Annotated in this window: 14 protein-coding genes; 9 read left to right on the top strand and 5 right to left on the bottom strand. The window is 71.6% G+C overall.

Annotated features, from left to right (window positions below; all coding sequences use genetic code 11):
* Positions 1 to 24 precede the first annotated feature (24 nt).
* The 7 genes from ACLQ2V_RS16310 (at position 25) to ACLQ2V_RS16280 (ending at position 6,886) form a co-directional block, all read left to right on the top strand.
* Positions 25 to 1,068, top strand: coding sequence for a glycoside hydrolase family 26 protein (locus tag ACLQ2V_RS16310; RefSeq protein ID WP_425719327.1), 1,044 nt, complete (start codon positions 25 to 27; stop codon positions 1,066 to 1,068).
* 142 nt (positions 1,069 to 1,210) lie between these two features.
* Entirely contained in the window at positions 1,211 to 3,223 is a 2,013-nt protein-coding gene (locus ACLQ2V_RS16305) for a hypothetical protein (protein WP_425719326.1), read from the top strand.
* Between the two features lie 164 nt (positions 3,224 to 3,387).
* Positions 3,388 to 3,555 (top strand): hypothetical protein, encoded by a 168-nt coding sequence (locus tag ACLQ2V_RS16300; RefSeq protein WP_425719325.1) that lies wholly within the window; start codon positions 3,388 to 3,390, stop codon positions 3,553 to 3,555.
* Positions 3,552 to 4,322, top strand: a complete 771-nt coding sequence (locus ACLQ2V_RS16295; protein ID WP_425719324.1) for a hypothetical protein — start codon at positions 3,552 to 3,554, stop codon at positions 4,320 to 4,322. Before ACLQ2V_RS16300 ends, ACLQ2V_RS16295 begins: the two co-directional genes overlap by 4 nt.
* A gap of 80 nt (positions 4,323 to 4,402) precedes the next feature.
* Positions 4,403 to 5,134, top strand: a complete 732-nt coding sequence (locus tag ACLQ2V_RS16290; protein WP_425719323.1) for a sugar phosphate nucleotidyltransferase — start codon at positions 4,403 to 4,405, stop codon at positions 5,132 to 5,134.
* Complete coding sequence (locus tag ACLQ2V_RS16285; RefSeq protein ID WP_425719322.1) at positions 5,122 to 6,186, top strand: iron-containing alcohol dehydrogenase family protein; 1,065 nt, start codon at positions 5,122 to 5,124, stop codon at positions 6,184 to 6,186. Before ACLQ2V_RS16290 ends, ACLQ2V_RS16285 begins: the two co-directional genes overlap by 13 nt.
* A complete protein-coding gene (locus ACLQ2V_RS16280) occupies positions 6,164 to 6,886 on the top strand; it encodes a CDP-alcohol phosphatidyltransferase family protein (RefSeq protein WP_425719321.1) in 723 nt (240 codons plus the stop codon). The genes ACLQ2V_RS16285 and ACLQ2V_RS16280 overlap by 23 nt, the downstream gene beginning before the upstream one ends.
* Here ACLQ2V_RS16280 and ACLQ2V_RS16275 read toward each other — a convergent pair.
* Positions 6,828 to 7,235, bottom strand: coding sequence for a GNAT family N-acetyltransferase (locus ACLQ2V_RS16275; RefSeq protein WP_425719320.1), 408 nt, complete (start codon positions 7,233 to 7,235; stop codon positions 6,828 to 6,830). The two genes, ACLQ2V_RS16280 and ACLQ2V_RS16275, sit on opposite strands and share 59 nt — an antisense overlap.
* Positions 7,236 to 7,521: 286 nt before the next feature.
* Between ACLQ2V_RS16275 and ACLQ2V_RS16270 the strand changes: the two genes are divergently transcribed.
* Complete coding sequence (locus ACLQ2V_RS16270) at positions 7,522 to 8,097, top strand: RNA polymerase sigma factor (RefSeq protein WP_425719319.1); 576 nt, start codon at positions 7,522 to 7,524, stop codon at positions 8,095 to 8,097.
* Positions 8,094 to 9,110: a hypothetical protein gene (locus ACLQ2V_RS16265; RefSeq protein ID WP_425719318.1), complete on the top strand. Its 1,017-nt coding sequence runs from the start codon at positions 8,094 to 8,096 to the stop codon at positions 9,108 to 9,110. The genes ACLQ2V_RS16270 and ACLQ2V_RS16265 overlap by 4 nt, the downstream gene beginning before the upstream one ends.
* A gap of 69 nt (positions 9,111 to 9,179) precedes the next feature.
* On the opposite strand, the gene ACLQ2V_RS16260 is transcribed toward ACLQ2V_RS16265, so the two are convergent.
* The 4 genes from ACLQ2V_RS16260 to ACLQ2V_RS16245 form a co-directional block, all read right to left on the bottom strand.
* On the bottom strand, positions 9,180 to 9,365 hold the full coding sequence (locus ACLQ2V_RS16260) for a hypothetical protein (protein WP_425719317.1): 186 nt from the start codon (positions 9,363 to 9,365) through the stop codon (positions 9,180 to 9,182).
* Positions 9,366 to 9,429: 64 nt separating this feature from the next.
* On the bottom strand, positions 9,430 to 10,629 hold the full coding sequence (locus ACLQ2V_RS16255) for an MFS transporter (protein WP_425719316.1): 1,200 nt from the start codon (positions 10,627 to 10,629) through the stop codon (positions 9,430 to 9,432).
* Positions 10,630 to 11,067: 438 nt separating this feature from the next.
* Entirely contained in the window at positions 11,068 to 11,769 is a 702-nt protein-coding gene (locus ACLQ2V_RS16250; protein ID WP_425719315.1) for a hypothetical protein, read from the bottom strand.
* Between the two features lie 275 nt (positions 11,770 to 12,044).
* Positions 12,045 to 13,295, bottom strand: coding sequence for a glycosyltransferase (locus tag ACLQ2V_RS16245; RefSeq protein ID WP_425719314.1), 1,251 nt, complete (start codon positions 13,293 to 13,295; stop codon positions 12,045 to 12,047).
* Positions 13,296 to 13,297 lie beyond the last annotated feature (2 nt).

Raw genomic sequence — 13,297 nt, 5'->3', positions numbered from 1 at the left:
CAGCACGGGGAAGGCGCGGAGACAATGAAGCGGTTCCACACGGCGGCGGTGCTCCTGCTGGGGTCGACGCTGGCCCTGACGGCCTGCACCAAGGACGCCCCGGAGTTCGTGCCACCCCCGGCCACGCCGAGCGGTGCCACACCCAGCGGTGCCACGCCGAACGCCGCCCCCCGCGCGGTGGACGGGGTGGTCACCACCGGGTGGGGCCCGCAGCTGCCCGCGAAGGGCGCCTGGCTGGGCGCCTGGGTGAAGCCGGACGTGCAGAACCCGCAGGGCCGGGTCGACGCGCTGGCCGCCTTCGCCGAGCAGACTGGGTCGAAGCTCCCCCTGGCGCACATGTTCCACGACTGGACCGACGACTTCCCCGGCCGCACCGAGGAGGGCTTCCAGGCGGCCGGGAAGCTGCAGATGATCTCCTGGTCCGGCACCGACACCCGGGCCATCCGCGACGGCGTCCACGACGAGCTGATCCGGCAGCGGGCCGAGAAGATCAAGCAGTTCGGGGTGCCGCTGCTGCTGCGCTGGCGGTGGGAGATGGACCGGCCCAACCTGCGGCCCAGCGTGCACTCCCCGGAGGACTACATCGCCGCCTGGAAGCACATCCGGGCCATCTTCACGCAGGTGGGCACCACCAACGCCGCCTTCGTCTGGTGCCCGCACGTGCAGGGCTTCGTGGACGGCGCGCGCAACGCCGCCGCCTACTACCCGGGCGACGACCAGGTCGACTGGCTCTGCACGGACGTGTATCCGGGCAAGGAGTTCGACGGGTTCGCCGCGCAGATGGACACCTTCATGACGTTCGCCGCCCAGCACCCCCGGCCGGTGATCATCGGTGAGTTCGGGGTGACGTACCCGGGCGCGCCCGGCCAGCGCGGCGCGTGGCTGCGCGAGGCCCACACGTACCTCAAGCGGCAGCCCCGGATCAAGGCCGCGGTCTACTTCGCCGCGAAGCAGACCAAGCCGGCGTACGACAGCACCTTCGACGACGACCCGGAGGGGCTGGCCGCGTTCCGCGAGCTGACCGCCGACGCGTGGTTCACTTCGTCACCCCCGGCCACCCCGGGGTAGACGCCGCGCCGCCGATGGTCCAAGGTGTTCACAGACTCTTCGTCCCGGTCGTCGCCTCCCCGACCGGCCCGCACCGACCGGCCCGCCCGGTCCCGCGGAGGCACCCCCCACCCCAGTTCTCCCCGTTCCTCCGGAGTTGCCCGTGACCCGTCTTCCGGCGTTCACCCGCCGACCCCTCGCGGTCCTGACCGCCGCCCTCACCGCCGGCGGCATCCTGGTCGCCAACCCGGCGCCCGCCGCGCCCGACCACACCACCGTCGTCGGCACGGTCCCGTCCGCGCTGACCCCCGACATCACCGACGGCACGGTCTTCGCCATCCACGACGCCGGCAGCAAGGTCGTCGTGGGCGGCTCGTTCAAGTTCGCGCAGAACCGCGACTCCAACACGGACATCCCCCGCAGGGCGGTGCTGTCCTTCGACAAGGCCACCGGCAAGGTCGACACCGCGTTCGCGCCGGTGGTCGACGGCGACGTCCTCGACGTGCTCGCCGGCCCCACCGCCGGCACCGTCTTCCTCGCCGGCAAGTTCAACACCGTCAACGGCACCACCCGCCGCAAGCTGGCCCTGGTCAACCTCTCCACCGGCAGCCTGGTCACCAGCTTCCCCAACCTGGCCTTCAACGGCCTGGTCAACGACGTGGCCCGGGTCGGCTCCCGGCTGCTGGTGGGCGGCACCTTCACCACCGTCAACGGCAAGGCGCGCGGCGGCCTGGTCTCGGTGAACGCCACCACCGGCGCGATCGACGAATACCTCACCGCCAAGCTGACCGAGCACCACAACTACGACGGGGTCGCCGGCGCGACCGCCGGCATCGGCGCGGAGAAGCTCGCAGTCTCCCCCGACGGCACCCAGCTCGTGGTGATCGGCAACTTCAAGAAGGCCAACGGCGCCAAGCACGACCAGGTGGTCCGGCTCGCCCTGGGCAGCACCTCGGCGACGGTCTCGGCGTGGAACACCACCCGCTACGAGGCGCGCTGCGACTACAAGAAGTTCGACTCGTACGTGCGGGACGTGGCCTTCTCGCCCGACAGCCGCTACTTCGTGATCGTCACCACGGGCGGCCCGTACGCCGGGACGCTCTGCGACGCCGCGGCCCGCTGGGACACCGCCTCCACCGGCACCAGCGTCCAGCCGACCTGGATCAACTACAGCGGCGGCGACACGTTCCTCTCGACGGCCATCACCGAGAAGACGGTCTACGTCGGCGGGCACTTCCGCTGGCTGAACAACACCTCCGCCACGAACACGGCCTTCCCGGGGGCGGTCGCCCGGCCCAGCATCGCCGCGCTCGACCCGCTCAACGGCCTGCCGCTGACCTGGAACCCGGGCCGCAACCCGCGCGGGTACGGGGTGGCGGAGCTGCTGGTCACCCCGCAGGGCCTCTGGCTCGGCTCGGACCAGCCGTGGATGGGTAACCGCAAGTACCGCCGGGAGCGCATCTCGTTCCTGCCGCTGACCGGCGGCGTCGCACCGCACTCCACCACCGTCGCCACCCTGCCGGGCAAGCTCTACCAGGCCGGCATCGGCACGGCCAACACCGTGCAGCGCCGCACCTACGACGGGACGAGCGCGGTCGGCACCGCGGCCTCGGTCGCCAACCCCGACGGCACCGCCTGGTCCTCGGCCAAGGGCGCGTTCTGGGTCGGCGGCACCCTCTTCTACGGGCTCAACGGCGCGCTGTGGCGGCGCACGTTCGACGGCACCACGTTCGGCGCGACCAAGCTGGTCGACCCGTACCACGACCCGCTCTGGGACACGGTGGGCACCGGCGTCGACAAGCCGGAGGGCCAGACGTACCGGGGCAACACGGTCAGCTTCTACCCGGAGATCGCGAACGTCACCGGCATGTTCTACGCCAACGGGCGGCTCTACTACACGCTCAGCGGCCAGGCCGGCCTCTTCTGGCGCTGGTTCAGCCCGGACAGCGGCACCGTCGGAGCGGAGAAGTTCACCGTCTCCGGGGCGACCGGCTTCGCCGACGCGGGCAGCGTCTTCGTCGCGGGTTCCCGGATCTACCTGGTGAGCCGCACCACCGGCAAGCTCTCCTCGGCGACCTGGGCCAACGGGGCGCCCTCGGGTGCCTGGACCGTGCGCAGCGGCCCCGGCGTCGACGGCGTCGACTGGCGGGCGAAGGCGGTCTTCACCGGCCCGTGACCCTGGCCTGACGGCGGGCCCGCCCCGCCGACCGGCAGCACCGGCGGCCCGGTCCCCATTTCGGGGGCCGGGCCGCCGTCGTTTCCCCCCTCCGACCCCGCCCGCACCCCGCCGGAACCGAACGGGGCGTCGCCGTTGCGGCCCCGGCTCGCTACTGTCGTGACGTGCCCACCGAGCCTCTCCGCTGCGCCGACGCCCTGATCGTCGACGACGACGGCCGCAGCTTCGCCCCGCGCCGGTCCCCCCAGCGGCTCCCGGCCCCCGACGCCCGGGGCCCCGTCGACACCGAGGACATCGCCCCCTTCCCGGCCCCGCGCCCGATCGGTCGGTGAGCGAGGACGTCGAGCTCGCGCCGCACCGGTTCGCGGGGCTGGTCGCCCCGGCGATCGACCGGGTCTTCGCCGCCGGCATCCTCGCCGGACGCGACTGGGGCGGCGCGGAGCTCAGCCAACGGTACGGCGGGGCGGCCGCCACCAGCTTCCTGGTGGAGTTCCGCACCCGGCTGGCCGCGCCGGGCGGGACGGTGGACCCGGCGGGCTTCGCCGCGGTGACCCGCTACCGGGACGCCGCCTCCTGCAAGCGGGCGCTGGACAAGCAGGTGGCGTACGGGATGCTGCACCGCCGCCCCGACGGCTGCTTCACCGCCACCGAGCGCGGGCTCGCCTTCCTCACCGAGCTGTACCAGGTGCACGCCGAGGTGACCGAGGAACTGTGGGCCGGCCACGACGCCCGGGTGCTCCGGCTGGTCGAGGCTTGCGGCCGGCTGCTGACGTACGCGCTGGTCCGGGCCGAGGAGGACGCCGAGAGCGCGGGCGACGCCTTCGCGGTGACGACCCCGCCGCACGAGCCGGAGGGCGCCCCGCCGGGGGTGCTGCTGCTCAACCGGCTGGGCGCGCTGCGCTACCACCGGGCCGACGCGCACGCGGCGGCGTGGACGGCGGCCGGGCACACCGCGCTGAGCATCGGCGAGCTGGCGGCGGGGCCGGAGCGGCTCGCCATCGAGCTGGAGACCGACCGCCGGGCCGCCGGCCCGTACGTGGCGCTGAGCGCCGACGAGCGGCTGACCGTACTCGCGGATCTGGCCGCGCTGCCGGGCTGAACCCCGGTTGACGGCGGGCCTGGTCGGCGGCGGCGCTATCCTCCACCGGTGACCCGGAGTCGGACGAGGGAGAACGTCGCATGATCGGTTTGGTGCTCGCCGCCGGCGCGGGGCGCAGGCTGCGCCCGTACACCGACACCCTGCCCAAGGCGCTGGTGCCGGTGGACGGTGACATCACCATCCTGGACATCGCGCTGGGCAACCTCGCCGAGGTCGGGCTGACCGAGGTGGTGATCGTCGTCGGGTACGCCGCCGACGCGGTGGTGACCCGCCAGGCGGAGCTGGAGAAGCGCTACGGCGTGACGATCACCCTCGTGCACAACGACAAGGCCGAGGAGTGGAACAACGCGTACTCGCTCTGGCTGGCCCGTGAGCACTTCGCCCGGGGGGTCCTGCTGGTCAACGGCGACACGGTGCACCCGGTGAGCGTGGAGAAGACCCTGCTGGCCGAGCGCGGCCCCGGCATCCTGCTCGCCGTGGACAGCATCAAGCCGCTGGCCGAGGAGGAGATGAAGACCACCTTCGACGCCGACGGCCAGCTCACCCGGATCACCAAGCTGATGGACCCGGCCGAGGCGTTCGGGGAGTACATCGGGGCGACGCTGATCGAGCCGCAGGTGGCCGAGGCGCTGGCCGACGCCCTGGAGGCGACCTGGCGACGCGACCCGAACCTGTACTACGAGGACGGCTACCAGGAGTTCGCCGACCGGGGCGGGGAGGTGCGCGCGGCGCAGATCGGCGACGTCTCCTGGGTCGAGGTCGACAACCACGCCGACCTCGCCCGGGCGCGGGAGATCGCGTGCCACTACTAGCCCGCACGGTGCTCACCCCGCTGCACATCGACGTGCGGCGGGGCGCGGTGGCGGACCTGGCCACGATCCTGGCCGACGGGCGGATCTCCTCCGGCGGGGACGTGGCGGTGGTGGTGGGGCCCGGTCAGGGCGCGCAGATCGCGGAGCTGATCCGGCCGTCGCTGCGTACGGCCGATGTCTTCACCGTCACCGGCGGCACCCTGGACGCCGCCGACGACCTGGGGGGCAAGCTGCGCGCCCGGTCGTACGACGCGGTGGTCGGCATCGGCGGCGGCAAGACGATCGACGTGGCGAAGTACGCGGCCACCCGGCGCGGGCTGCCCATGGTGACGGTGGCGACGAGCCTCGCCAACGACGGCATCGCCTCCCCGGTGGCGTCGCTGATCACCGACGGGATCAAGGGCTCCTACGGGGTGCACATCCCGATCGCGGTGATCGTCGACCTGGACTTCGTGGAGAGCGGCCCGGACCGGCACAACCGGGCGGGCATCGGCGACGTGGTGAGCAACATCAGCGCGCTGGCCGACTGGGAGCTGGCCCGCAAGGTACGCGGGGAGGCCCTCGACGGCCTGGCCGCCTCGCTGGCCCGGATGGGCGCCGAGGCGGTGCTCAACCACCCCGGCGACATGACCGACGACGCCTTCGTGACCGTGCTGGCCGAGGCGCTGATCTCCAGCGGCCTGGCCATGGCGATCGAGGGCACCAGCCGCCCGTGCAGCGGCGGCTGCCACGAGATCATGCACGCCGTCGACGCCCTGCACCCCGGCACCGCCTCGCACGGCGAGCTCGCCGGCCTGGGCGCGCTCTTCTGCACCTGGCTGCGCGGGGACCTGCCGCGCTTCGCGCAGATGGCCGCCTGCCTGGGGCGGCACAACCTGCCGGTCACCCCGGCCGAGGTGGGGTTGAGCGACGACCAGTTCGTCGAGGCGGTGCAGTTCGCGCCGCAGACCCGCCCCGATCGGTACACCATTCTGGAGCACCTGGCGATGTCGCCTTCCGAGACGCGTGGGCGGCTGGCAGACTACGCCGGTGCAATCCGCGACCTTGGCTGAGCCGTCCCGCCCCTCCGTAGCCGACTTCCACCGGGTCAACCGGGGCGGTGGCCTGTTCAGTGAGTCGATCAGCCAGTGGCTGGGCGCGGTCTTCGCGCTGGTCGCCCAGCGTCTCGGCCTGCGCCCCACCGCGCTGACCATCGCCAACCTGTTGCTCGGCCTGGCCACCTCGGTGACGGTGGTGGCGCTCGCCGACCGGGTCGCCGCCGGGGACGTGCCCGCCTGGGCGGTCGGCCTGGTCGCGCTGGTCGGCTGGCAGGTCGCGTACGCCCTGGACTGCGCCGACGGCCAGCTCGCCCGGGTGACCGGGCAGGGCAGCGCGGCCGGCGCCCGGGTCGACGTGCTCTGCGACGTGGCCGCCCAGATCGCCCTGGTCGCCGCCCTGTCGGCGACGGCCGTGGCGCAGCGCCCATCGACGCCCACCTGGCTGGTCGCCCTCTTCGCCGGCACCTGGATGGTGAACCTGGTGACCTCGGTGATGCAGGCCGGCCCGAACGCCGCCAGCATGGTCACCTCGACGAGCCTGCCGGTGCGGCTGGTGAAGCTGGTCCGCGACTACGGCGCGGTGATCTTCGTGGCGGCGCTGGTGCTGGCGTTCGCCCCGGCCCTGGTCTTCTGGGTGATCGTGGCGTTCACGGTGGTCAACGGCGGCTTCCTGCTGGCCAGCATCGCCTTCTCGGCCCGCGCCTCGCTGCGCTAGCCCTCCACCCCACCCGCCCCGCCCCGCCCCGGCCCGGGGCGTTGGGGTGGGGCGGGAGGTCGGTCTGCCTGCCCAGGCCCGTGCCGCGCCGCGATGCCTCGACCACGACGTTCTCGATGACCGCGTACGGCGACGTGGAGCGGCTGATGTTCGGGATCACGTTGAGGTACGTCGTGGCGACCAGGGCCCCGTCCAGTTCGAGCACGAAGAGGTGCAGCCCTGGAGAGTCGAGGATCTGCTGGAAGGCGGCCGCGTCGGAGCCGTCCTCATGGACCGGGTCGTCGGGGTGAAGTTGCCGGTAGAGGCTCATGATCTGCGCAAAGTCGCCGGGCCGAGCCGCACGGAACATGCCGGGAGGGTAACTGCGGCGGCGGTGACTTTCGTCCCGTCGATTGCTGACCACCGGCCCGTACCTGGCAGGTCATGCTTTCCGGCATATCCGGAGCTGAGTCGGGCGGTGGCCGTGGCGACCCGGCCGACATCGTTGGGGGCCAGGCGCTTCTGGTAGGCGGCGTCGTGAACCCGGTCGCGCTCTGCGGGCATAAGCAGGTGTGAGCGCAACGTACGAAGCGAGGGATGTTTCTTTGGGTGAGCCGGCCGGCTCTCGACCGGAGCGGCCCCCTCCGGCGCAGCTCGTGGCACCGTCGCAGCTGGTGGACGATGACCTGTTGTTGCGCGAGTCGGTCGAGTGTCCGGAGCGGTTCGCGACGCTGTTCGACCGGCATGCTGTGGCCGTTCACCGGTATCTGGCGCGCCGGGTCGGTAGCGCTGCTGACGACCTGCTGGCTGAGACGTTTCTGATTGCGTTTAGGCGGAGGTCGACTTATCGATCGCAGGGCGTTGGTCCGCAGGCCTGGCTGTACGGCATCGCCACGAACGTGCTGCACCGACAGGCGCGGCAGGAGAAGCGCCGCTACCGCATGTTGGCCCGGTTGGCCGTCATCACCAGCGATGTGATGTCGAGCGACGATGAAGCCACCGACCGGGCGGACGCGCAGGCCCTGCGCCAGCAGTTGGCTGCCGCTCTAGCGCGGTTGAGGCGCGGGGACCGGGACGTGTTGTTGCTGACGGCGTGGGCCGGGTTGTCTTACGCCGAGATCGCTGCGGTGCTCGCCATACCTGTTGGCACGGTCCGGTCCCGGCTGAACCGAGCCCGACGCCTGACTCGTGAATCTCTCAGCTCCGCAATGATCGACGAGGAGTTGCTATGAACGATCTCAAATTGCTGCGCGAGCACGGTCCGGACGCGCCTCCGGTGTCTTTGTCGGCCCTAGCCAGTGCTCGTCACCGACTGATGGCCGAGATGGCCCCGGCTGCGCCGGCCCGCCGTCGATGGGGCTGGAGTCGCCCGAGTTGGGCGCTTCAACATCGGCGGGTGGGCCTCGGCTTCGCCGTTGCTGTCGTGGTTGCCGCGGCGGCTGGCGGTTCATTCGTGTTGTCGGAGCATCGTGCGCCGGCGGGCCGGTCGACGGGCGTGCAGCTCGTGGCGTTCGACGCGCCGGTGTATCCCCTCGGGCTGCGTCCTCGCCCCGCTGGCCTGGCGGTGCCGACCTTCAGTGGCGGTGTTGGTCGGGACGAGCAGGGCAACGACCGGCCGATGATGACGGCGGTCTTCCTGGCGGCTGATGGCGTCAGCGATGTCTACCTCGGCGTCGACAGTCGGTATGTGCCCCAAGACGCGCCTGAGCGGATCCGGTCTGTTTCGTTGCAGGGCGTACCCGGCTTCGTAGTCGAACATCATGAGCAGTGGGGCACGTCGGTGGTGCTGAGTTGGCAGCGCCGGCCTGGCCAGTGGGTCACGCTCACCGGCCACGGCCGCTTCGGCACTGAAGCGGCGGTGCGGGCGCTGGCCGCGACCGTGGCAGATGATGCCCAGCCGGTGCCGTTGCAGGTGCGTCTCGCTCCAGCAGGCTGGCGGTTGGCGGCCTTCAAGGACAACAAGATCGTGACCCTGCGCGCCCCCGACTCCGGCGAGACACTCGTTGTCAATCTTGTCGAGGCTCCCGAGAGAAATCTGATGGGCTCCGTGATTGGCGCGAAGCGGGTTAGCACGGTGCAGGTCAACGGCAGGGAGAGCGACCTGGTGCAGACGCTCGACGGGTGGTTCCTGCAGGTTCCGCTGCCCGACGGGACCGCTTTCCACCTTCAGGCACCGGCGATGTTTACTGGCGAACAGGTCGTGGCCGTTGGCGCCCAAGTCATCGTCACACCGCACGCTCGTTGAAGCGGCGGGGCTCGGTGGGCGTAGGTGCGCCCGGAGAGCAGCGTTATCAGGGCCGACGAGTCGAGTAGATCACCGCTCGTCCTTCTCGCGGTCGGCCAGCAGCAGATCGAGGGGCGACACATCGGGCGGTACGTCGTAGCGAGGCAACCGGTCGATGTCGCTCGTGGTGGTCGCCTTGAGGCGGATCACCCCTCTGGCCACCAGGGACGAATACCTGCCGAGCGTCCCCGCACCCGACAGCAGCACGGCGATCACGGTGCTCGCACCAGGCCTCCTTGTGCCGACAACACATCACCGTCCTACAACTGGCCCTACCACGTCAGCGCTCCGCTCCCGCAGCCCGCACCGAGGGCTCGTCCCGCTTCTCGCCGGAGCCGGTCGGCACCCGCAGGGCGGTGGCTCCCGCCGCGACGAAGACCGCCAGCACCACCGGAATCCACAGGGCGAGCGGCAGCCCCACCACCGTCGCCGCGGCGCCGATGAGAATGGGCCCGAGAAGGAATCCCAGGTAGCCGATGCTGACCACGGTCGACAGGGCCCGGCCGGCGCGTCTCGGGTCCTGGTTCCCGGCGGCGGAGTAGACCTGCGGGGCGATGCTCGACAGGCCCGCGCCCAGCAGCCCGAACCCGATGACGCCGGCGACCGGATGGTTCACCAGGAGGGCGACGCCGAGGCCGGACGCCGCCAGCGCGCCACCGAGCCGTACCAGGGTGACGGGCCCCAGGGCGCGGGCCAACCGGTCGCCGAAGAGCCGGCCCACCGTCATCATGATCGAAAAGGCGGCGAATCCGTACGCGGCGAAGCCGGGGCTGGTCTCCAGGTTGTCCCGGAGGTACACCCCGCTCCAGTCGGCTGCCGCGCCCTCCCCGACGAGCGTGCACAGCACCAGCACGCCGAAGAAGACCAGCAGCATGGGCCGGCGGGCGGGTTCCTGCTCGGTGGCCATCGACTCGACGGCGGCCTCCGCGCCGGACGGCTCGGTCGGGGCGGTCGAGTCGGTCGCTGCGGGCAGCACCCACAGCGCCGCCCAGAGGGCCAGCACCAACACGGCCGCGCCTACGGTGAGGAAGGTGACGCCGACGCCGGCCCCGCTGCGCGCGAAGAAGCTGCCCACGATGGCCCCGAGGAAGCCGCCGATGCTGTAGATGGCGTGGAACGACGACATGATGGGCTTGCCCGCAGCCCGCTGCACCTCAAGCGCATTGGCGTTCATCGCGATGTTCAACGTCCCGTGCGTCGCCCCGAAGAAGAACAGGGTGACGGAGAGCACCGGCAGGGTTTCGCTGTAACCGGGAAGGACCAGCAGCGCACCTTCGAGGACCGCCGAAGGAACGAGCACCCGGGAGCTGCCGAAGCGATCGGTGAGCCGGCCGAGCACCGCCATGCCGACGATGCAGCCGGCAGCGAAGGCCAGGAGCGCGATGCTCAACCGGCCGTCGCTGAGCCCGAGCTTCTCCTTGACCGCCGGAATGCGCGCGGTCCATACCCCCAGCGCCGTTCCGAACAGCAGAAACGCCAAGGACGTGGCGATCCGCCCGCGACGAATCCGACGGCGCTCCAGTGCTGCGTCTTCCACAGGCCCTCACCCTCAACCGCCCCGCCAGCCCTGGCATTCTGGGTGTTCGCGGTTCACGATCATCGATAGCAGCAGTACATGTCCGGAGCGTAACTCCGGCGGCGGTGACGGTTCGTCCCGTCGGCCGTCGGCCCGGTCCCCGGCAGGCGACGAGGACCCACGTTTCGGTGAACAGTCGGACAGCAGGCAGCGGAGCGGTAGGTGACGCGACGGTGATGGCCCGCCCCGACGGCGATGACGTAAACGGCTCAGCTCCAGATGTGCCGAACCGCAAGTGCCCGAACCTCCCGGCCAGTCAGCTCGCCGGCCGGAGTTCGTCCGCTCCCCGGGCCTTCCACGGCTGGTGTTTGGTAATCCATGACGCACTGACCATTGCTCGTGTCAGCGCCGGACCGGTCGGCCCTGCCCCCGCCGCTGCGACGGCGCGGGAGAGGCGCGGACTGTCCAGGGTCGGGTCTCAAGGACTGGGAGCACCTGGCAACGTGAGGCGATCCAGGCCCCGGTGTCGGGGCATGTCCAACAGGCGAGGTCCAGCGCCTTGGTGTGCAGTTCCTTGAGTGGCCGGTTGTAGATCGGCTCGTGATGGCCGATCCGGTTGCGCAGCTCGTGCAGCTCGGCCAGCGGCCCGTGAATCTCCCGACGCAGGGGCTTGCCTGGCCAGGCGGCCCGCAGATACGGCCACAAGGAGCGGTCGTAGGAACGGGTGAGTAGGAAGGGCCAGAACCCGAAGGTGAGTTCGGCGACGACCCGTCCGGGAGTCTCCTGCCGGCCGTCGCGGGTGGCCTGCTCGCGCGCTGTGGCTATCTGCTTGTGACGACGGCCGTCCAGGACGCCGCCCGGATCGAGATACCAGCGTGGCTCCCCGTGGGTCCGGGTGGACCAGTCCGTCAACTGACGGTGCATGGCATTGCGGATCAGCACCTCGACGTGGCCCAGCGTGATCCAGAAAGCACCGCTCATCGTGGCGTTCCACTCGTAGAGCGTCACCGCTTGATCGAGGTCGCCGCCCACCGCGGCCTGATAGGCACCCAGCCGTTCCGGGGAGAACCGCTGCTTCAGCAGTTGTGCTGTCGCCTCAGACACGCATTCCACTCCAGGGACGGGGGCCAGCGCCCGGATTTCGCGCTGGCACAGCGTAATGCCCTGGTGACGATCGGCGTGGTAGGCGTGCAGGAGACAGGGCGCGGAAAGTGAATGGCGCCCACCCGCATTCGGGAGAGCGCCATTCAAAGTTCACACCAGAACCCTGGTGGCCCTAAGGGCGCCCAAGGCGTTCGCGGACGATTCTACTACACCCACCGTCCCTCGGAGCAGCTTCGAAGACACTCCGGTGGACGAGAGGCCAGCGGGGTGGGCGGTCAGGCCAGCGAGGCGTACACGTCGATCAGTTGCTTGGTGACCACGTCGGGGTGGAAGGTGCGCTCGTAGCGCGCCCGGGCCGCCGGGGCCACCCACGCCGCGCCCGCCCGCGCCACCGGCAGCGCGGCGGCCATCGCGGCCGGCTCCGGGGCGACCACCCAGCCGGCCTCGCCCGCCTGCACCCCGGCGGGCAGCGCGACGCGCCCCTCGCCGGGGGCGGCGGTGGCGACGGCGGCCGGGCCGGTGCCGGCGGGTTCGCGCGGGGTGTCGGCGCCGAGCAGGTACGGGATGCCGCCGAGGGCGGTGCCGAGCACCGGCCGGCCGCTGGCCAGCGCCTCGATGATCACCGTGGGGAGCACGTCGTGCCAGGTGGAGGCGGCGATGATCACGGCGCTGGCCTCGATCGCGGCGCGTACCCCGGCGCGGTCCAGCGGGCCGAGGTAGTGCACGTCGGCGCGCTCGGCGGCGGCGGCCTCGGCCAGCGGGCGCAGCTCGCCGTCGCCGGCGATGCGCAGCGGGCCGAGCGCCCCGTCGGGGTGCTGCCGCCAGGCGTCCAGCAGCAGGCCGAGGCCCTTCTCGGGGGAGAGCCGGGCCATGTAGAGGAAGCCGTCGCCGAGCGGGGCGGGCGCGCCCGGGTCGGGGATGCCGTTGGGCTTGACCACGATCCGTTCGGCGGGGACGCCGTAGTCGCGCAGGTGGTCGGCGACGGCGCTGGTGAGCGCGACGAAGCGGTCCACCGACTTCCAGGTGCCCCGGTGCACGGCCAGCGTGGTGGCCATCAGCGCGCTCTGCGCCCGCGACCCCCGGTAGCAGCGGTGCACGATCGCCGGCACGCCCAGCGCCCGGCCGCGGCAGTCCTGGCAGATCATGCCGTCGCGGAAGTACAGCCCGGAGGAGCAGACCTGCCGGTAGTTGTGCACCGTCTGCACCACCGGCACCCCGTGCTTGTGCGCGGTCCGCACCACCCAGGGCGAGAGCAGGGGGTACGGGTTGTGCAGGTGCAGCACGTCCGGCCGGTGCTCGGTGAGCAGCTTGCTCAGCTCCTGCTGCGCGCGGGGCGCGTAGATCGGGGAGATCGGCAGCAGCGCCTTCGCCGACTTCGGCATCGCCGGGATCTCGTCGGAGCTGCGCAGGAACGGCAGCACCTCGACCCCGGCCGCCGCGAGCTGGGCGATCTCCGCGTCGACGATCGTGTTCTCGCCGGACGGTTGGGCTTCCCGGTACCTGTTGTGCGCCACCACGACTCTCACAG

The sequence above is a fragment of the Micromonospora sp. DT233 genome (genome assembly GCF_049841815.1).
GTDB lineage: Bacteria > Actinomycetota > Actinomycetes > Mycobacteriales > Micromonosporaceae > Micromonospora.
This window is presented reverse-complemented; position numbering and strand designations above follow the sequence as displayed.

Coding starts and splice junctions, on each gene's coding strand:
- ACLQ2V_RS16310 (WP_425719327.1), top strand. CDS start 25: ATGAAGCGGTTCCACACGGCGGCGGTGCTCCTGCTGGGGTCGACGCTG.
- ACLQ2V_RS16265 (WP_425719318.1), top strand. CDS start 8,094: ATGAACGATCTCAAATTGCTGCGCGAGCACGGTCCGGACGCGCCTCCG.
- ACLQ2V_RS16290 (WP_425719323.1), top strand. CDS start 4,403: ATGATCGGTTTGGTGCTCGCCGCCGGCGCGGGGCGCAGGCTGCGCCCG.
- ACLQ2V_RS16275 (WP_425719320.1), bottom strand. CDS start 7,235: ATGTTCCGTGCGGCTCGGCCCGGCGACTTTGCGCAGATCATGAGCCTC.